General features: G+C 72.3%; 17 protein-coding genes. 9 read left to right on the top strand and 8 right to left on the bottom strand.

What is annotated here, in order from left to right:
• The first annotated feature begins 35 nt into the window (after positions 1-35).
• Complete coding sequence (locus RWH43_RS03490) at positions 36-1,958, top strand: M3 family metallopeptidase (protein ID WP_154096210.1); 1,923 nt, start codon at positions 36-38, stop codon at positions 1,956-1,958.
• Positions 1,959-2,031: 73 nt separating this feature from the next.
• Here the strand turns inward: RWH43_RS03490 and RWH43_RS03485 are convergent, their stop codons facing one another.
• Entirely contained in the window at positions 2,032-3,099 is a 1,068-nt protein-coding gene (locus RWH43_RS03485; RefSeq protein ID WP_316000673.1) for a threonine aldolase family protein, read from the bottom strand.
• A 119-nt stretch (positions 3,100-3,218) separates the two neighbouring features.
• Here RWH43_RS03485 and RWH43_RS03480 point away from each other — a divergent pair, with 119 nt between their 5' ends.
• Complete coding sequence (locus RWH43_RS03480; RefSeq protein WP_316000672.1) at positions 3,219-6,416, top strand: DEAD/DEAH box helicase; 3,198 nt, start codon at positions 3,219-3,221, stop codon at positions 6,414-6,416.
• A 209-nt stretch (positions 6,417-6,625) separates the two neighbouring features.
• Positions 6,626-8,110, top strand: a complete 1,485-nt coding sequence (locus RWH43_RS03475) for an MFS transporter (RefSeq protein WP_316000671.1) — start codon at positions 6,626-6,628, stop codon at positions 8,108-8,110.
• Here the strand turns inward: RWH43_RS03475 and RWH43_RS03470 are convergent.
• Together RWH43_RS03470 and RWH43_RS03465 are read right to left on the bottom strand one after the other, a co-directional pair.
• Positions 8,107-8,799: an SDR family NAD(P)-dependent oxidoreductase gene (locus tag RWH43_RS03470; RefSeq protein WP_316000670.1), complete on the bottom strand. Its 693-nt coding sequence runs from the start codon at positions 8,797-8,799 to the stop codon at positions 8,107-8,109. The two genes, RWH43_RS03475 and RWH43_RS03470, sit on opposite strands and share 4 nt — an antisense overlap.
• Positions 8,800-8,812: 13 nt before the next feature.
• Entirely contained in the window at positions 8,813-10,222 is a 1,410-nt protein-coding gene (locus tag RWH43_RS03465; RefSeq protein ID WP_154096206.1) for a DUF6421 family protein, read from the bottom strand.
• Positions 10,223-10,330: 108 nt separating this feature from the next.
• Between RWH43_RS03465 and RWH43_RS03460 the strand changes: the two genes are divergently transcribed.
• The 3 genes from RWH43_RS03460 to RWH43_RS03450 all read left to right on the top strand — a co-directional run bounded on the left by RWH43_RS03460 (position 10,331) and on the right by RWH43_RS03450 (position 12,791).
• Positions 10,331-10,819: an Lrp/AsnC family transcriptional regulator gene (locus RWH43_RS03460; protein ID WP_186325417.1), complete on the top strand. Its 489-nt coding sequence runs from the start codon at positions 10,331-10,333 to the stop codon at positions 10,817-10,819.
• 72 nt (positions 10,820-10,891) lie between these two features.
• Positions 10,892-12,061 carry a sensor histidine kinase gene (locus RWH43_RS03455; protein ID WP_316000669.1) on the top strand — a complete coding sequence of 390 codons (1,170 nt, stop codon included), beginning with the start codon at positions 10,892-10,894 and terminating at the stop codon, positions 12,059-12,061.
• A gap of 79 nt (positions 12,062-12,140) precedes the next feature.
• Positions 12,141-12,791, top strand: coding sequence for a response regulator (locus RWH43_RS03450; protein WP_154096205.1), 651 nt, complete (start codon positions 12,141-12,143; stop codon positions 12,789-12,791).
• A 13-nt stretch (positions 12,792-12,804) separates the two neighbouring features.
• On the opposite strand, the gene RWH43_RS03445 is transcribed toward RWH43_RS03450, so the two are convergent.
• Both RWH43_RS03445 and RWH43_RS03440 read right to left on the bottom strand, forming a co-directional pair.
• A complete protein-coding gene (locus RWH43_RS03445) occupies positions 12,805-13,317 on the bottom strand; it encodes a GNAT family N-acetyltransferase (protein WP_316000668.1) in 513 nt (170 codons plus the stop codon).
• Positions 13,314-13,835: a hypothetical protein gene (locus tag RWH43_RS03440; protein ID WP_144829835.1), complete on the bottom strand. Its 522-nt coding sequence runs from the start codon at positions 13,833-13,835 to the stop codon at positions 13,314-13,316. Before RWH43_RS03440 ends, RWH43_RS03445 begins: the two co-directional genes overlap by 4 nt.
• An 83-nt stretch (positions 13,836-13,918) precedes the next feature.
• Between RWH43_RS03440 and RWH43_RS03435 the strand changes: the two genes are divergently transcribed.
• Positions 13,919-14,542, top strand: a complete 624-nt coding sequence (locus tag RWH43_RS03435; RefSeq protein WP_316000667.1) for a 2-phosphosulfolactate phosphatase — start codon at positions 13,919-13,921, stop codon at positions 14,540-14,542.
• Between the two features lie 25 nt (positions 14,543-14,567).
• Here the strand turns inward: RWH43_RS03435 and RWH43_RS03430 are convergent, their stop codons facing one another.
• The 3 genes from RWH43_RS03430 to RWH43_RS03420 form a co-directional block, all read right to left on the bottom strand.
• Entirely contained in the window at positions 14,568-15,056 is a 489-nt protein-coding gene (locus tag RWH43_RS03430) for a SprT-like domain-containing protein (protein ID WP_316000666.1), read from the bottom strand.
• Positions 15,057-15,086: 30 nt separating this feature from the next.
• Positions 15,087-15,614: a tetratricopeptide repeat protein gene (locus RWH43_RS03425; RefSeq protein ID WP_144829826.1), complete on the bottom strand. Its 528-nt coding sequence runs from the start codon at positions 15,612-15,614 to the stop codon at positions 15,087-15,089.
• 71 nt (positions 15,615-15,685) lie between these two features.
• Positions 15,686-16,552 (bottom strand): spermidine synthase, encoded by an 867-nt coding sequence (locus RWH43_RS03420; RefSeq protein ID WP_144829823.1) that lies wholly within the window; start codon positions 16,550-16,552, stop codon positions 15,686-15,688.
• Positions 16,553-16,621: 69 nt separating this feature from the next.
• On the opposite strand from RWH43_RS03420, the gene pxpA reads away from it, so the two are divergent.
• Together pxpA and RWH43_RS03410 are read left to right on the top strand one after the other, a co-directional pair.
• The gene (pxpA, locus tag RWH43_RS03415) at positions 16,622-17,374 is read left to right on the top strand and encodes a 5-oxoprolinase subunit PxpA (protein WP_230704156.1); all 753 of its coding nucleotides are present in this window, start codon (positions 16,622-16,624) and stop codon (positions 17,372-17,374) included.
• Positions 17,368-18,906, top strand: a complete 1,539-nt coding sequence (locus tag RWH43_RS03410; RefSeq protein ID WP_316000665.1) for a 5-oxoprolinase subunit B/C family protein — start codon at positions 17,368-17,370, stop codon at positions 18,904-18,906. The genes pxpA and RWH43_RS03410 overlap by 7 nt, the downstream gene beginning before the upstream one ends.
• The last annotated feature ends 214 nt before the right edge of the window (positions 18,907-19,120 follow it).

Here is a 19,120-nt window from a genome sequence, read left to right as displayed (position 1 = left end):
TTGCCTGTGTCGGAGGCCCTGCCTAGGGTCGAAGCATGCCGCATCCTCCCCTGGAACCCCTGACCCTCCCGCGCGATCCCGACGGCTGGCGAGCCTTCGCCGAAGACCGTCCGACCGAGCGCCTCGCGCGCGTGGCCGAGATCGACGCCCGACTCACCGCCGAGTCCGACCTCCCGCTGCGCGAGCGTCTCGCGCTGTGGAACGAGGCCGAGATCGCCCTGAGCGAGGCCGCCGCGCCCTCGCACCTGGTGAGCGAGTCGCACCCCGACGCCGAGGTGCGAGACTCCGCCGAGAAGCAGGCGCAGGCGGTCGACGCCGTGCAGTCGCGCCGGTTGCTCGACCGCGCGCTGTGGGGCGTCTTCGGCGATGCCGCCGCCGACGGACTCGACGCCGACGAGCAGCGCCTGCTCGCCCAGATCCAGCGCGACTTCCGTCGCGGCGGGGTCGACCTCGACGACGCCGACCGCGAGCGCGTGCGCGAGCTCACCGACCGCGACACCGAGCTCTCGCTGACCTTCTCGCGCAACATCCGCGAAGGCCGTCGCGAGATCCGGGTGCCCGCGTCGTCGCTCGACGGGCTCCCCGCCGACTTCATCTCCGAGCACCCGGTCGACGCCGACGGGATGGTCACGCTCACGACCGAGTACACCGACCTCATGCCGGTGCGCGAGTACGCGCGGGACCGCGCGGTGCGGCACGAGCTCATGGGGGCCTACAACGACCTCGCGTGGCCGGTGAACGAGCCCGTGCTCGCCGAGCTGCTCGCGGTGCGCGCCGAGCGCGCGACGCTGCTCGGGTACGGCGACTGGGCCGATTACGAGACCGAGACCCGCATGATCGGGTCGTCGGCCGCGGTGAAGGCGTTCCTCGAGAAGGTGGCGGATGCCGTGGCTCCCGCCGCCGCCGTCGAGTACGACCGCGTGCTCGAGCGTCTCCGCCGCGACGAGCCCACCGCCGACGCCGTCACGATCGCCGACTTCTGGTACGTCCTCAGCGCCCTCAAGCGCGAGGAGTACGACGTCGACTCGCAGCTCGTTCGCTCGTACTTCCGCTTCGACCGTGTGCTCGAGGGAGTCCTCGCGACCACCGCTCGCCTGCTCGATGTGGAGTACGTCCCCGTCGACGCACCCTCGTGGCACGACGACGTGCGCACCTACGACGTCGTGCGCGGAGCGGAGCGCTTGGGGCGCATCCATCTCGACCTGCACCCGCGTGACGGCAAGTACAACCACGCGGCGTGCTTCGGCCTGGCGCCGGGCATCACCGACCGGTCGCTGCCCGAGTCGGTGCTGCTGTGCAACTTCTCGCGCGGCCTGCTCGAGCACGACGAGGTGGTGACGTTCTTCCACGAGTTCGGTCACCTCGTGCACGACATCCTCGGCGGCCACCAGAAGTGGGCGCGGTGGACGGGCGTGGCGACCGAGTGGGACTTCGTCGAGGCCCCCAGTCAGCTGCTCGAGGAGTGGGCGTGGGACGCCGAGGCGCTCGCCGCTTTCGCGGTGAACGACGAGGGCGAGCCGATCCCGGCCGATCTGGTCGCGCGCATGCGCACGGCCGACGCCTTCGGCCGGGCCCTGGAGGTCACGCGTCAGCTCGGGCACGCCACCACCTCGTACCGCCTGCACGTCGACCGCCCCGCCGACCTCGCCGAGGCCGTCGACGGCTACTACCGCGCCGCGAGCCCCGTCGCCCCGCTCGACGGCTCCCACTCGTACGCGGGCTTCGGGCACCTGACCGGCTACGGCGCCTGCTACTACACGTACCAGTGGAGCCTCGTGATCGCCCGCGACCTGCTGTCGGCCTTCGGCGACGACCTGTTCGACGTCGACACGGCCGCACGGTACCGGCGCGAGATCCTCGAGCCGGGCGGCACCCGCGACGCCCGCGACCTCGTGCAGTCGTTCCTCGGTCGCGAGTCGACCTTCGACGCCTACCGGGCCTGGCTCGCCGGAGCATGAACGACGAGGGCCGCGGCATCCCTTTCCGGATGCCGCGGCCCTGGGCGCGACGTGAGTGCGTGGTGGCGCGAGCTCAGGCCGTCGTCTCGCGCGCGATCGCCGCAATGAAGGCGTCGATGTCGGCCTCGGTCGTGTCGAACGAGCACATCCAGCGCACTTCGCGGCGCAGCTCGTCCCAGTCGTAGAAGCGGAAGCTCTGGCGCAGGCGGTCGGCGACGCCGGCCGGGAGGATCGCGAACACGCCATTGGCCTGCGTCGGCTGGGTGAACTTCACGCCCTGGATCGAGCCGTCGGCGAGACCGGCCTCGATGCCCTGGCGCAGCCGCTGCGCCATCGCGTTGGAGTGTCGCGCGTTCGTCAGCCACAGGTCGTTCTCGAGCAGGGCGACCAGCTGCGCCGACACGAACCGCATCTTGCTCGACAGCTGCATGTCGAGCTTGCGCAGGTAGGTGAGGCCGGTGGAGGCCTCGGGGTCGAGCACGACGATGGCCTCGCCGATCATCGCGCCGTTCTTCGTTCCTCCGAAGCTCAGCACGTCGACGCCGGCGTCGCGCGTGAAGGCCCGCAGCGGAACGTCGAGGGCCGCGGCGGCGTTCGAGATGCGCGCACCGTCCATGTGCAGGCGCATGCCGTGGCCGTGGGCGTGGGCCGCGAGCTCGCGGATCTCGTCGACCGTGTAGAGCGTGCCGAGTTCGGTCGACTGCGTGATCGAGACGACCAGCGGCTGCGCGCGGTGCTCGTCGCCCCAGCCCCAGGCTTCGCGGTCGACGAGTTCGGGGGTCAGCTTGCCGTCGTCGGTCGGAACGGTCAGCAGCTTGATGCCGCCGACGCGCTCGGGGGCGCCGCCCTCGTCGACGTTGATGTGCGCGGTGGATGCCGAGATCACGGCGCCCCAGCGGGGGAGCATCGACTGCAGGCCGACGACGTTGGCGCCCGTGCCGTTGAAGACCGGGTAGGCCTCGACGCCGTCGCCGAGGAGCGAGACGAACAGCTCCTGGAGGCGGGCGGTGTAGACGTCTTCGCCGTAGGCGACCTGGTGGCCTTCGTTGGCGGCAGAGATCGCGGCGAGGACATCGGGGTGGATGCCGGAGTAGTTGTCGGAGGCGAAACCGCGCACCGAGGAGTCGTGGAGGGTGGTCACTTCTCCAGCGTAACGACCGCCGAGCCCACCCCTCCTCCCCATCGGGAGATGTGGTCGGACTATCGACTTCTCCGCCGGTGCGGCGGCCCGATGTCGTCCGCCCCGGAGAGAATGACGGGATGCACATGGACCCCGAGGCGATCAGCATCGCCGGCGAGATGTTCTCGTCGGGCGCGATGACCCGGGCCGACCGGCTGCTCATCTACGGCTCGGTCGAGGTGGGCGACGCCAAAGCGTACGACGGCGTGGTGGTGGCGACGGCGCAGTCGTTCGGGCCGACGGGATACGAGCACCTCGAACTGCGTGTGCCGACCGACTTCTCGCGTGTCTCGGGCTGGTGCTCGTGCGGGCGCGGGCCCGAGTGCGAGCACTCCTGCGCCGCGGCCCTGGTGCTCTTCGATCGCATGCTCGCGGTCGGCCGCCCACGCCGGCCCGCGTGGCAGCGGTCGCTCGACGAGCTCTTCGAGGTCGTCCCCCCGGCTCTCGAAGAGCCCTCCGCCGACCTCTGCCTGTTCCTCTCGGTGCGCCGCACGGGCGGCTTCGGGCGCGGGGCGGCTCTCACCCCGGCCGTACGCCCCGGAATCCGCGGCACCCGCGGCACGTGGATCAAGGGCCGGGCCGGGTGGTCGAGCCTGCCCGCGCTCCCGGCCGAACCGCGTGCCCGCGCGGCCCTCGACAGCCTCGGCCGCCTGGGCCGCTCCGCGAACGGCGTCTTCCTCTCCGACGAATGGATGCCGTTGTCGGCGCTCCCTCCGCACTCGCTCTGGCTGCAGCTCGAAGCCGTCGTCGCGGCGGGGGTGCCGCTCGTCTCGGGCGGCGCAGCCCACCACCCCGTGCGCATCCCGGACGGAACCGTCACCGCCGCGGTGTCCGTCGAGCGCATCGGCGACGCGCTGGAGGTGCGCGGAGTGGTGCAGGGCCTCGCCGACGATGCTGCGGGCCTGCCGTCGTGGGTGATCGGCGACCCGGCGGTCGCCGTCGCCGTCGTCGACGATCGCGACGGCGTCGACGAACGCATCACGCTCGCGCGGTTCGCGTCCCCGGTCGCAGGCCCCGTCCGTGCCCTCCTGGCGCAGTCCGACGCCCTCTCGATCGACGCCGCCACCGACACCTTCGTGAGCGAGTACCTGCCCCGCCTGCAGCTCGAGGGCCCCGTCGTCTCGCCGAGCGGCTCCGTCGACCTCCCGCCGGCCCCGCGCAACCTGCTCGAGGTGCTCGTCGAGCACGGGGTCGGTCGGACGTCGGTCCGGCTGCGCTGGGATCGCACCCCCACGAGAGGGCGACGCGACGAGGATCACGAGGCCCGCGTCGGCGCCGCCGTTCGCGCCACGGCGGAGGAGTTCGGCCTCGAGCTCCCCGATCCGCGGGCGGTGGGGGAGTCGTCCCCCGTGATCCTGCCCGCCCCGGTCGCGGCGATCCTCGAGGGAGAGGCGCTGCCGCGACTTCGCGGTCTCGACGACGTCCGGGTCACGGTCTCCGGCGAGACCGTCCGCTATCGGCCGGCCGACGCCGAACCGTCCGTCCACCTCTCGACGGGTGATGACGACGGCAGCGACTGGTTCGACCTGCATGCGCGGGTCAGCGTGGGCGAGATCGAGGTCGACTTCGCCGATCTCTACACGGCCCTCGCGAACGGCGATCGCGCGTTGTTCCTCGGCGACGGCTCGTACGTGCGACTCGACTCGGAGCCATTCGACCGGTTGCGGGAGGTGATCGACGAAGCGCGCGCCCTCGCCGATCGGCCCGGGGCCGATCTGTCGATCAACCGCTACAACGTCGGGTTGTGGGACGACCTCGCCGAGCTCGGCATGATCGCGGCGCAAGAGGCCGATTGGTGGTTGCGCGTGCGCGGGCTGACCGACGAGGCGGCGATCGTGCCGGTCGAACCGCCGCCGGGGCTGCGCGCGACGCTCCGCGATTACCAGCGCGCAGGGCTCGACTGGCTGTCCTTCCTGTGGTCGAACGGCCTCGGCGGGGTCCTCGCCGACGACATGGGACTCGGCAAGACGGTGCAGACGATCGCGCTGATGGAGACCGTGCGCACCGCCGACGCGGACGCGCCGCCGTTCCTGATCGTCGCGCCCACCAGCGTGGTGGGCAACTGGGCTCGCGAGTGCGCGACCTTCGCGCCCGGACTCCGCGTCGCCGTCGTCACCTCGACGCAGGCTCGGCGGGGCGCACCCATCGCCGAGGTGGCCGAGGGGGCGCATGTCGTGGTGACGAGCTACGCCCTCATGCGACTCGAGCAGGAGCAGTACGCCGCCGTCTCGTGGTCGGGCGTCGTGCTCGACGAGGCCCAGCAGATCAAGAACCCCGCCTCGCGCGGCTACCGCGCGGCGCGTGCGCTGGCGGTGCCGTTCACGCTCGTGGTCACCGGCACCCCGATGGAGAACAACCTGCAGGAGCTTTGGGCGCTGGTGTCGCTCGTGGCCCCTGGTCTCCTCGGGACGCGCGAATCCTTCTCCGCCCGGTACCGCGCGCCGATCGAGAAGAACTCCGACCCCTCACGCCTCGAGCTGCTGCGCAGCCGGATCCGTCCGTTCCTCCTGCGGCGCACGAAGGAGCTCGTCGCTTCGGAGCTGCCCCCCAAGCAGGAGCAGGTGATCGAGGTGACCCTCCACCCGGCGCACCGCAAAATCTACGATCGGCGGTTCCATCGCGAGCGCCAGCGCCTGCTCGGCCTGCTCGACGACGTCGACGGCAATCGTTTCGCGATCTTCCGGTCGCTCACCCTGCTGCGGCAACTCGCGCTCGATCCCGCGCTGACCGACGAGGGCGAGGCGCCGTCGGCCAAGCTCGACGCCCTCGTCGACCTCGTCACCGAGGCCGCCGCCGAGGGGCATCGCGTGCTCGTCCTGAGCCAGTTCACGCGGTTCCTCCGGGCGGCGCGGCAGCGGTGCGCCGATGCGGGACTCGGCTCGGCCTACCTCGACGGAGCGACGACGCACCGGCAGGCCGAGATCGATCGCTTCCGCGACGGCGACGACCCCGCATTCTTCATCTCGCTCAAGGCGGGAGGCGTGGGTCTGAACCTGGTCGAGGCCGACTACGTCGTGCTGCTCGACCCGTGGTGGAACCCCGCCGTCGAAGAGCAGGCGATCGACCGCGCTCACCGCATCGGTCAGACGCGCCCCGTGATCGTCTATCGACTCGTGGCATCCGACACGGTCGAAGAGAAGGTCGTGGCCCTGCGCGAGGCGAAGGCCGAGCTGTTCGCCAAGGTGCTCGACGGAAGCGAGGGCGAGACCTTCGCGGGCGAGTCGATCGCGGGTGGGCCGCGCCTCACCGCCGCCGACATCCGCCGCCTCATCGACTGAGCGCACGCGGTTGAACGAGCGCGCCGGGATGTGGGAGTGCGCAGGGTTGCCCGAGCGCGCCGGGCCGCCGCAGCGCCCCGGGCCGCCCGAGCACACGCGACGCCCGGTGATGGTGCCGCCCGTGCGCGCGGGGCCACCCGAGCACGAGCGCGCGAGCGGTGACGGTGGTGCCCTGGTCGATGTCGGAGGTTCGGTCTAACGTGACCCCCATGTCCGAACCGCAGCCGTCCGCCGCCGTCGGCGCCGGTGCGATCGCCGCCCCGGCGGGAGGCAACCGCACCTTCCTCGCCGTGCTCATCAACACGGCCGCGGCCAACGTGACCACCAGCTTCCTGTGGTTCGCCCTGACCTTCTGGGTCTACCTCGAGACGCGGTCGGTGCTGGCCACGGGCATCGTCGGCGGTGCCTATATGCTGCTGCTCGCCGTGTTCGCGATGGTGTTCGGCTCGCTCGTCGACCGGCACCGCAAGCATCGCGTCATGGTGTTCTCGGGCGTGATCACGCTCACGGCGTTCCTCTTGGCGGGCGCGCTCTGGCTCGCGTTCCCCGAGGCCGCGCTGCTCGATCTGGGCGAACCGTGGTTCTGGCTGTTCTCCGGCATCATCCTCGCCGGATCGGTCGTCGAGAACATGCGCAACATCGCGCTCTCGACCACCGTGACGCTCCTCGTCCCCGTCGAACGGCACGCCAACGCCAACGGACTGGTGGGCACGGTGCAGGGCCTCGCCTTCGTCGTCACCAGCGTCTTCAGCGGCCTGTCGGTCGGCTTCCTCGGCATGGGGTGGACGCTCGCGATCGCCCTGGTGTGCACGGCCTTGGCGCTCCTGCACCTTCTGACCATCCGCATCGCCGAAGACCGCCCCGCAGCCGCCGACGAGCCCGGGCCCCTGGTCGATCTGCGCGGGGCCGCCCGCGCGGTCCGCTCCGCGCCGGGCCTGTTCGCACTGATCATCTTCTCGACGTTCAACAACCTCATCGGCGGCGTCTACATGGCGCTGATGGACCCCTACGGACTCGAGCTGTTCGACGTGAAGATCTGGGGCATCGTGCTGGGTGTCACGGCGACCGGGTTCATCATCGGCGGCGGGCTGGTGGCGAAGTTCGGCCTCGGCAAGAACCCCATCCGCACGATGCTGTGGATCGTCATCGGCATGGGCGTGCTCGGCGCGGTGTTCACGCTGCGCGACTGGTGGTGGCTCTACGCCCTCGGCATCTGGGTCTACATGGCGCTCATCCCGCCCGTCGAGGCGGCCGAGCAGACGGTCATCCAGAAGGTCGTGCCCTTCGCGACGCAGGGGCGCGTCTTCGGCTTCGCGGCGGCGTTCGAGTCGGCGGCCGCGCCGGTGACGTCGTTCCTCATCGCCCCGATCGCGCAGTTCCTGATCATCCCCTATATGAACGACGACAGCGGCCGGGCCACGTGGGGCTGGCTGCTCGGCGAGGGGCAGTCGCGGGGGATCGCCCTCGTCTTCCTCATCGCGGGCCTCGTCATGGTGGTGATCGGCGCACTCGCGTTCCTGACCCGCTCGTACCGGATCCTTTCGCGCCAGTACAGCGATGCGACGGTCAACGCCGAGGTGGCCGACCCGGGCGAGACGGATGCCGCCGGGGCCGAGCGATCCGCCGAACGCCAGGCCCCCGCCGAACGCCAGGCCGCAGCCCAGCCGTCCGACCCCGACCGGTCCGCGTCCTAGCCGCCGGCGCCGATCTCGATCACGACGTCGTTCCAGGCATCGGCCGCGTCGTCCCACAACGCGACGAAGGCCGAGGCCACGGCGGACTCGAGTCCTTCGAGACTCCGCACCCGCAGGATCACCGCGGCTGACGACACCTCACGTGCGTCGTCCCGCGCGGCCTTCGCGTACCCCTGCGCGACAGCGCGCACCCACGCTTCGCTGGCCGCCTTGACCGCCGCGTAGTTCGCTCCGCCCGCGAGGGGGCGGGCGACCGCGGTCGACGAGACGATCGCGAGGCGACCCGCGGGGGAGGAGCGCAGGTCGGCGTCGAACGCGCGGGTGACCAGCCGCAACGCCGTGAACGAACGCATCAGGAAGGCGAGGTCGTCGTCGTTCTGACCGGCCAGTCCGCCCCCGCCGCGCCAGCCGCCGACGAGGGGGAACAGGCCGTCGACACTGCCGTGCGCGGCGTGCACGCGATCACGCAGGGCGGTCACGGCATCCGGATCCGTCAGATCGCACACCTCGGTGAACGCCCCCGGCGCCTCGGCCGCCGCAGCGGCCACCCGTTCGGCATCGGAGCCGACGATCATCACCCGCGCCCCGGCGTCGACGAGCGCGCGGGCGCTCGCGCGACCCACCGCGCTCGTTCCGCCGGCGAACAGCACCAGCCGCCCGTTCACTCCTTCGTCGGTGCGATCGGTCATGTCGGCCCCTTCGTCAGTCCGTGCCGCGGATGCCCTCGGTCGAGGCGATCACGGGGCGCATCTTCTTCTCGAGCGCTTCGAAGAACATCGACAGCGGGAACTCGTCGTCGAGCACCGCGTCGGTGTACCCCTTCGGCAGTCCCGCGAGCACCTCGTCGGACAGTCCGCGCGCCCACACCGAGGCGGGGTGGGGCGTGACGACCCCGCGCACGAGGTCGTAAGCCGCGAGCCAGTGGGCGACCTTCGGGCGGTCGATCGAGCGCCAGTACAGCTCGTCGATCGCGTCGGCGAGGGCAATGACCGCGGCGGGCACCTCGTCCCAGTCGAACGCGAGCGAGGTGTCGGTCCAGTGCAGCACGCGGTGCTGGTGCAGCCACGCGAACAGCAGCTGTCCGCCGAGGCCGTCGTAGTTGCGCACGCGCGAGCCGGTGATGGCGAAGCGGAAGATGCGATCGAAGATCACGGCGTACTGCACGAGCTCGGCGTGCTCGAGCATCGTCTTCTCGGTGGCGTCCAGCTCCGCTCCCTCAGCCTGTCGTAGGGACAGGCGCGCCTGCAGCGAGACGCACTCGCGGAACGCGGTGAGGTCGCAACGCAGCTCCTCGAGCGAGTAGAGGAAGAACGGCATCCGCTGCTTGATCATGAACGGGTCGAACGGCAGGTCGCCGCGCATGTGCGTGCGGTCGTGGATGAGGTCCCACATCACGAACGTCTGCTCGGTGAGCGCCTGGTCGTCGAGCATGCGGGCGGCGGCGGCGGGCAGCTCGAGCTTGGTGATGTCGGCGGCGGCGCGGGTCACCCGGCGGTACCGCGCGGCCTCGCGGTCCTGGAAGATCGCGCCCCACGTGAAGGTCGGGATCTCGCGCATCGCCACGGTCTCGGGGAAGAGCACGGCCGAGTTCGTGTCGTAGCCCGAGGTGAAGTCGACCAGACGCAGCGAGACGAACAGGCGGTTGGTGTACTCGGTCTCGAGCCGCGCGATGAACTCGGGCCAGATCGCCTCGACGATGAGGGCTTCGACGTGGCGGTCGCTCGAGCCGTTCTGGGTGTACATCGGGAAGACGACGAGGTGGCGGATGCCGTCGACCCGGTGCTCCTGGGGCTGGAACGCCACGAGGGAGTCGAGGAAGTCGGGCACGCCGAGCCCCTCGTCGCGCCAGCGGCGGAAGTCGACGACCGACGCGGCGAGGTACGCCTCATCGTGCGGGAAGAGCGGCGCGAGCGCGTCGAGGGACTGGATGACCTCGTCGATGAGGGGGGAGGCGGCAGCGGTGTCCTCGATCGAGCCGTCCTTCGCCTGCAGCGCCTGCAGGGCGGTGGCGGCGGTCTTCAGCTGCGTCCATGCGGGGGTCCGTTCGACCGTGTCGACGGTGTGTCCGTCGAGCAGCTCGTGGCCGGCACGGGTGGGCGTCGCGATGGTCATGGCATCCTCCGATCGAGGGTGGAAATATTCCTGTCAAAGCGTCATGCTAACGGAAAACTTACGGCACGCGCCAGAGCGCCGTTTCCCCGCACTGCTACTGTCGAGCGCATGACCGAGGCACCCTCCCGCGCACAGCGACTGGAGGATTCCGTCGATGCCGCGATCGTGCGCGAGATCTCGATCGACGCGCGCGCCACCCTGTCGCATCTCTCCGATCGCGTCGGCCTGTCGGTCTCGGCCGTGCAGTCGCGGCTGCGGCGCCTCGAGGCCCGGGGGATCGTGCAGGGTTACCGGCCGATCCTCGACGCCGAGGCCCTCGGGCGCCCCCTCGCCGCGTTCGTCGAGATCACCCCGCTCGATCCCGCTCAACCCGACAACGCCCCCGAACTGCTCGCGCACCTGAGCGCGATCGAGGCGTGCCACTCGATCGCCGGTGAGGCGGCGTACATGCTCTTCGTCCGCGTGCCCACCCCGCGCGACCTCGAGGCGCTGATCCGCGACATCCGCGCCGCCGCCCAGGTGAACACGCGCACTACCGTCGTGCTGCAGACCTTCTTCGAGGCGCGGCCCATCGAACCCGCCGAGTTCCCCGCCTGATCCCCGCGAGGTACACGCGGATACATCCTGCGGCGGATGCCGTGTCGGAGGCCCCCGCGTAGCGTTGCGGTGATGTTCGTCCTCCGCTCTCTCACCCGCGCGCAGCTGATCACCGATCTCTCGGTCGCCGCGGCGTTCTTCCTCATCGCGCTGGCGATCGAGACCTCGGGCGCCACGAGCTTCGGTGGAATCGCCGGCGCCGTGTTCGTCACGCTCGCCTTCACCGGCGCGGTCGCCTTCCGACGCCTCCACCCGGCGCTGGGTCTTTCCCTCGCGTGGGCGGGCGCCCTGCTGCAGATGGGCTTCGGTCGCGAACCCTCGCCCACCGACGTGGCGATCTTCGCGGTGCTGTACACCACCGCCGCCTACGGCTCCCGGCGCGTGTTCTGGAGCGGCTTCGCGTCCGGCATCGCGGGAGCGGTCATCGTGCCGCTGTATCTCGTGGGTCGCGGGATGACCGCGCTTCCCTCGCCGAACGAGTGGTTCGCGCTGGTCGCTCTGCTGCTGGCATCCGGATTCGCCCTGATGCTGTCGTGGGTGTCGGGCGCGCTCGTGCGCACGGCGATGCGCGCGGCCGACACCAGTCGGGCCCAGCGCGCGGCCGAGGCGCAGACCATCGCCGAGCAGGAGCGCGTGCGCATCGCCCGCGACATGCACGACGTCGTGGCTCACTCGCTCGCGGTGGTCATCGCGCAGGCCGACGGGGCGCGCTACGCCGCGGCGTCGGATCCGGCCGCGACGGCGGAGGCGCTCACGACGATCTCGTCGACCGCGCGCGCGGCGCTCACCGACGTGCGTCTCCTGCTCACCCAGCTCCGCCACAGTCAGGGCGAGGGTCCCCAACCGACGCTCGCCGACCTGCACGCGCTGTTCGATCGCATGCGCGCCGCGGGACTCGCCCTCGACGTGCACGTCGACCCGCAGCCGCCCGGAGAGCCGCCCGCGGCCATCCAGCTGGCGGTCTACCGGATCATGCAGGAAGCCCTGACCAACGCCCTCCGACACGGTGCCGGGGGAGAGGTGCGCGTGCACCTGGGCTGGTGGCCCGATCGCGTCGACCTCTCGGTGCGCAACGCCCGGGGCACGGCATCCACCCCCTCCACGGCCCCGGTCGCGTCGGGTGGACATGGACTCATCGGCATGCGCGAGCGCGCGCAACTCGTGGGCGGGTGGCTCACGGCCGGGCCGGAGTACGGCGAGTTCGCCGTGCGGGCGAGCCTGCCGATCGGCGCGCGGGCGTGAGCGCGGCGTCGACGCGGCGAGCGTCGGCGGGGCAGAGTGGATGCCGACCCCTTCGCGATTCCAGAGAGGTGGCGCCGTCATGACCGCCCCCGTCCGCATCGTCCTCGTCGACGATCAGTCCCTGTTCCGCGCGGGTATCCGCATGGTGATCGACTCGCAGAACGACCTCGAGGTCGTCGGCGAGGCCTCCGACGGGCGCGAGGCGATCGAGGTGGTGCGCCAGGTGCGGCCCGACATCGTGCTCATGGACGTGCGGATGCCGGTGATGGACGGCCTGACCGCCACTGCCGAGATCCTGCGCGAGCCCGAGCCGCCGCGCGTGATCGTGCTGACCACCTTCGACCTCGACGAGGCGGCGGCGCGCGCGATCCAGGGCGGTGCCAGCGGCTTCCTCTTGAAGGACTCCGAACCGGAATTCCTCCTGTCGGCGGTGCGCACCGTGCACGCGGGATCCGCGGTGATCGCGGCCCAGGCCACGCGGGAGCTCTTCGCCCACATCGCCGACGCCGGGTCGACCGAGCCCGTGCCTGCGTCGTTCGGCGCGCTCACCGAGCGCGAGCGCGAGATCTTCGCCCTCGCCGCTGCGGGGTTGAGCAACGCCGAGATCGCGGAGCGCGAGTTCTTGTCGGAGGCGACGGTGAAGACCCACATCAGCCGGATCCTCACCAAGCTCGCTCTGCGCGACCGCGTGCAGCTCGTGGTCTTCGCCTATCGGCACGGGTTGGCCTGAGCCGCACCGCCTGTCAGGAGCGCGAGAGGCGTACCTGGTGAAGGGGGTCTCCCCAGCGGTCGTCGTCGCGACGGGCACCGTCGGGGCGGAAGCCGTGCTTGAGGTAGAACGCGACGGCACGGTCGTTGCCGTCGAGCACCCACAGGCTTGCGGGTTCGCCTCCCAGCGCGGCCTCGAGCAGCGCGGGCCCGACCCCCGTGCCGTGGTGCTGCGCGAGCACATAGAGCGCGTAGAGCTCGCGCTGGTCCGCGGGGAGGTCGGGATCGCGGGTGGGGCCGGCCGAGGCGAACCCGACGACGCGCCCGTCGACGTCGGCGACCCAGGCGTCACCCAGTCGTTCGGCGCCGGCAGGGGTGCCTCCGGCCAGGCGTACTTCCCAGCGCCAGGCCGACAGGTCCTCATCGAGAGCGTCCGAAAGCGATTGCGGCATGGTCCCGGCGTGCGCCTCCGTCCAGCTCCGCACGTGCACCTGAGCGATGCGCCGACCGTCGGCGGGCCTCGCGGAGCGCACCGACAGCACGGTCATGACGAGGCGGGGCTCTCGGGCTCGGGCTCGGACTCCGGGTCGTGCGCCCAGGTCGGGGCGAGGGCCTTGATGCGCGTCGCGCGCCACTGCCAGGTCGCCCACAGTCCCGGCCACAGCGCGGGCGCCGCGGCGCCGCCGATGGTCAGCCGTTCGCGCCAGAGGGTCTTCGACGGATCGCCCGGAGCCGCAGACACCGCCATCTGGTGGTCCCACACGTCGAGCGCCGCGAGCGGACCGGTCAGCGGCACGCCCCAGTCGCGGAACACGCGCACCCGGCCGTTTCCGTCGCGCGTCTCCCGATCGGCCACCGAGATGAGCTGGCGTCCGACCGGCACGAGTCCTGCCACGCTCATCTGCACGGGCACGTCATCGCCTGATTCGAACGACGTGGGCATCGTGCCGAGCGCCTCCACATCGAGCAGGGGACCGTAGAGCTCCGCCACGGCGCGCGGCGAGTGCAGGGCGCGCCAGGCGGCATCCGGGTCGCAGTCGACGACGAACTTCAGCAGAATGCGCATGCGGCCCATGCTGCACGACGACCGTCGGTATCGACCCCGGCTTGACGCGGCGGAGCCGGAGCCTGGCGTTCTAGGCTCGAAGGATGCCGAGCAGTGATCCCCACGCGCAGTCCGACTACCAGGTCCGCTTCGACTGGGGGCGGCGGGGCTCCGACCGCCTCGCTCCGGCGCACGTCGTCGTGGTCGTGCAGACCCTCGGCCTGACCGCCCACGCCCTCTCGGCGGTGGAGCACGGCGCTGCCCTCGACCTGGCGGGCGACGACGACCCCGCGGCGGCTCTCGCGCTCGCCGCAGAGGCCGCGGGAGCCCACGTCGTCGTCGGCGGTCTGCGCAATGCCGCCGCGGTCGCCGACCACGTGCTCGCGGTGCAGCGAGCGCGCGGAGAGCGTACGAGCATCTCGATCGTCGCGGCCGGGTACCCCGACGGCGACGAGGCTGTCCGCTTCGCGGTCGACGACCTGCTCGGGGCGGGAGCGGTGATCGCGGCGCTCGGCGACCTCGGCATCGACCACGCGTCGCCCGATGCCGCGGTCGCGGGAGAAGGGTTCCGCGCCCTCGGGGGCGCCGTGCGGCATCTGCTCACCGCGAGCGGCACGGGGCGGGCGCTGGCGGCCGACGGCGGTCGCGACGGCGTGCTGCACGCGGCGGCCCGCGACGCGGCATCCGTCGTCCCCGTGCTGCGCGACGGGGTGTTCGGCCCCGCCTGAGCAGGTACGCCGCGCAGAACCCGGCTCAGCGCGGCGTCGCCGCCGCCAGACGTGTCGCGGTGCTGATCTCGCGGTGCTCCCACGTCAGCGCGAAGCGCGGGTCGAACGACGGGGCGCAGCGCGCGCACGAGGTCGGCCGGGTGGCCCGGCGGTGTCGATAGGCGATGTGACCGGCCGGGCAGGTGCCCACCCACGGGGCGAGCTCGTTGGCGGTCTCGCCCGCGTGCGTCGTGCCGCCGACGTAACCGAGGTCGAGAGCGACCCGCTTCCAGCCCGAGCCGTGGCCCGCGGCCGGGCCCGCCAGGGCGTGCGCCACCTCGTGCAGCAGCGTCTGGTGGTTGGTGTCGTCGTCGTAGCGGGCGGTGAGGTAGCGCGACACGCTGATGCGCTTGCGGGTGTAGTCGCACAGCCCCGCGCGGCGCTTGGCGTTGTCGAAGGCGAACGTCCACGACGCATCGAGGTGGAGGGCGATCAGCGCCTCGGCCCAGATGCGCACACGCTGCAGGTCGGACATGAGCGGAAGACTAAGCCGAAGCTCCGACACTCAACTCGCGACGACCTCGCGAGCGCGGCGACGGTCGGCGGCGTCGATCGCGAGCAGGGTCGATTCGAGCTGTTTGTCGGTCGCGCCGGAGTTCTGGCGCAGGAAGAGTGCCTGCTTGAAGTCGCGGCGGGCGCCTTCGTAATCGCCCTCGTCGTAGTGCACCTTGCCGCGGTGCTGCAGCGCGAAGGCGGCGATGCTCGCCCAGCCCTGGCCCTCGGCCTCTTCGGCGCACATGGTGAGCTCCTGCTCGGCGGCGGCGTAGGCGCCGCGGCACTGCATGATCGTGGCGTGCAGGATGCGCGCGCGCAGCAGGTCGCGACGGGTGCCGGCCATGCGGGCGACGCGCACGGACTGCTCGGAGATGTCGAGGGCCTCGTCGAAGCGGTCCAGCACTTTCAGCAACCACACGCGCTCGAGCAGCGCGTGCAGACTGCGCTGCGAACCGATCTCCTCGAGACGGTCCGCGCACTCACGAGAGTCGGTGATCTCACGCAACGTGTCGGGGTCGTACCCGTGGATAAAGCTCACCGTCGCTCCTCTCGGTCAGGCAGGGTTCCAGTCTGCGATGCCCGCGCCCCGCGGGCGGGCGCGCCACGCGGTCACCTCTCGAAGATGGATGCCGAGGGCTTGGGCGACGGCGTCGCGTCGGCGTCGGTGGCCGGTCGGGCGTCGCGGATGAACTCGTCGATCTCGGCGCCCTGTGCGACCTTCGCGGGGTGGGGGCCGGCGGCCATGAGCCGGGGGAGCCACTCGACGGGGAGCGCCGCGGCGGAGGCGGCCACCACGAGGTTGCCGAAGCGGCGCCCCTTGAGCACCTGCACCTCGGCGAGCACGATCACCTCGGGCAGGACGGCGCGCACCGTCGCGACCTGTCGACGGGCGAAGGCGAGGCCGGGCCCGTCCGACACGTTGACCAACAGCACCCCGTCGGGGGCGAGCAGTCGCGCGGCGTCGCGGTAGAACTCCACGGTCGTCAGGTGGGCCGGCGTCTGCGCGCCGGAGTAGACGTCGCTCACGAGGAGGTCGACCGCGCCGGTGAGCCCGGCGGGCAACCGCGAGACGCCCGCGCGGGCGTCGCCGATGCGCACGCGCACGGCGGCGCCGCGGGGGAGGGGGAGGTTCTCCCGCACGAGGTCCCAGAGCGCCGGCTCGAGCTCGATGACCTGCTGGCGCGATCCGGGCCGCGTGGCCTCGACGTACCGCGGCAGGGTCAGCGCCCCCGCACCCAGGTGCACGGCGGTGAGGGGTTGCCCCGGCATCCGGAGTCTGTCGATGACGGCACCCATGCGCGCCACGTACTCGAAGTGCAGGTGCGTGGGATCGTCGAGGTCGACGTGCGACTGCGGCGTGCCGTCGACCACCAGTTCGAAGCCCGAGACGAAGCCCGAGGGCGTGACGCGGGCGAGGGATCCGTCCGACAGGCGCGCCGTCGGAGCATCGTCGGGTTCCACGCGCATCCGTGCCATGCGTCAACGCTAACCCGCGGCCCGCCCCGCGCCCGCCCGTGTCGGGCCGCCCGCCGGTACCGTGGCGGCATGCGGGTGGACCTGAACGCCGACCTCGGCGAGACCGTCGACGGTGTGCCCACGGCCGACGACGAGGCGATGTTCGCCGTCATCTCGAGCGCGAACGTCGCGTGCGGTGGGCACGCGGGAGATGCCGCGTCGATGCGGGCGTCGGTCGAGCGGGCCGCGCGCTTCGGCGTCGCCGTGGGGGCCCACCCGTCGTACGACGATCGCGCGAACTTCGGTCGGATCCGCCGCGACCCCGACCCCGCGGATCTGCGCGCGGGGGTCTCCCGCCAGCTCTCCGCTCTCGCCGCCGCCGGGGCGGACCTCCGCTACGTCAAGCCGCACGGCGCCCTCTATCACGCGGTCACCGTCGACCACCGGCAGGCGGAGGCCGTCGTCGCCGCCGTCGCCGACCTCTCCGCGCGGCTCGGCCGCGCCCTGCCCGTGCTGGGCATGCCCGGTGCGATCGCCGGGGCCGCGGCATCCGCGGACCTTCCCTTCGTGCACGAGGCCTTCCTCGACCGCGGCTACACCCGTGTCGGGGGCCTCGTCCCGCGCGACGAACCGGGGGCGTTGGTCGACGATCCCGCGGTCGTGGCGGAACGCGCGGTGCGCCTCGTGCGCGACGGCCTCGTCGAGACGGTCGAGGGGACGACGCTCGAGGTGCGCGCCGCGTCGCTCTGCCTGCACGGCGACACCCCCGCCGCGGTGGCGATGGCGCGGGCCGTGCGCTCGGCCCTCGACGACGCCGGTGTCGAGGTGCGCGCCCCGTGGTGATCCTGCGGCCGATGGGGGAGCGCGCCGTGCTCGCCGAGGTGGCCGACCTCGCGGCCGTCACGCGTCTGCACGCGGCGCTCGCCGCGGATCCTCTCCCCGGCGTCGACGATCTCGTGCCGGCCGCCCGCACGGTGCTGGTGTCCTTCGACCCGCGCCGCACCTCCGCGGCGGTCGTAGGCGCCTGGGTGCGTGCGGCCGAGACGGCGGTTCCGGATGCCGCGCCCCCCGGGCCCCGTGTCGAGGTGCCCGTGCGCTACGACGGCGTCGACCTGGCGGACACCGCCGAGCTCCTCGGCATCCGCCCCGACGACCTCGTCGCCCGCCACCGCGCCGCGGAGTGGACGGTGGCGTTCACCGGCTTCGCACCCGGCTTCGCCTACCTCGTGAGCCCGGACTGGCCCTTCGACGTGCCGCGTCTCGCCCGGCCGCGCACGCGGGTCCCCGCGGGAGCCGTCGGCCTCGCGGGCTCCTTCACCGGTGCGTATCCGCGCGACACCCCGGGAGGGTGGCGGCTGATCGCCTCGACCGACGCGGTGCTGTTCGATCCGGATGCCGCCGAGCCCGTGTTGCTGCCGCCCCGAGCCCGCGTGCGATTCGTGCCCGCGCGGGTGCGGGTGCGGGTCAAGGGAGACACCGGTCGGGTCCTTGCGCCACCCCCGGTGTCCGCCCGGCAGGCGACCCCCGCCCTGCGCATCCTCGCGCCCGGCCCGCTCGCCACCGTGCAGGACCTCGGGCGCCCCGGCCGCGCGTCCCTCGGGGTGGCACGCTCCGGCGCCCTCGACCGGGCAGCGCTGCGCATCGCGAACCGCCTCGTCGGCAACGCCGAGTCGGCCGCGGGCATCGAGATCACCCTCGGCGGCTTCCGCGCACGGGCCGAGGTCGACACCTGGGTCGCCGTGACGGGTGCGCTCGCCGACGTCTCCGTCGACGGCCGCGCCGCCGACGCCTACGCGCCCCTGCTGCTGCCCGCCGGCGCCGAGCTGTCGATCGCGCCCGCCCGCGCGGGCCTGCGGCTGTACCTCGCGATCCGCGGGGGAGTCGACGCGCCCACCGCCCTCGGCTCCCGTGCGACCGACGTGCTCGCCGGTCTCGGCCCCGCGCCGCTGCAGGCGGACGCCGTCGTGCACAGCGGAGCCGCGGTCGGCGAGATCCCCGCGATCGACGGGTTCCCCTGGTCGGTGCCGCCGTCCGTGCTCGAGGTGGGTCTCGGGCCCGGACCCCGGGCGGAGTGGTTCGCCCCCGCCGCCGTCGACGCCGTGATCGAGACGACCTGGACCGTCTCGCCCGACCTCGACCGCATCGGCATCCGCCTCGACGGCCCCGCCCTCGCGCGCGTGCGCCACGAAGAGCTGCCCAGCGAGGGCATGCGCCCCGGGGCGATCCAGGTCCCCCCGCACGGGCGCCCGGTGATCCTGCTGGCCGACGGTCCCGTGACCGGCGGCTACCCCGTGATCGGGGTGGTTCCGGATGCCGCGCTCCACGCTTTCGCGCACGTGCGGCCGGGCGATCGGGTGCGATTCCGGCGCGGCTGAACGGTGCCCGCGAGGGGAATGCCGGACGGGCGCACGCGGTTATACCGCAGGTCCGCAGACGCGTCAAGAATTGGACTGGACACGGCGAGTCCTCCCGCGTATGCTTGGACTTTGCGCTCCTCGATTCCCCCTGCCCTCATATGGTGGTCGGCTGAGCCTGCCCGTCCCCGCTTCATCGCGGTGTGCGGCGAGCAGGTTATCGGGGCAGGAACGC

Source organism: Microbacterium algihabitans, assembly GCF_032464975.1.
Lineage (GTDB): Bacteria > Actinomycetota > Actinomycetes > Actinomycetales > Microbacteriaceae > Microbacterium > Microbacterium algihabitans.
This window is presented reverse-complemented; position numbering and strand designations above follow the sequence as displayed.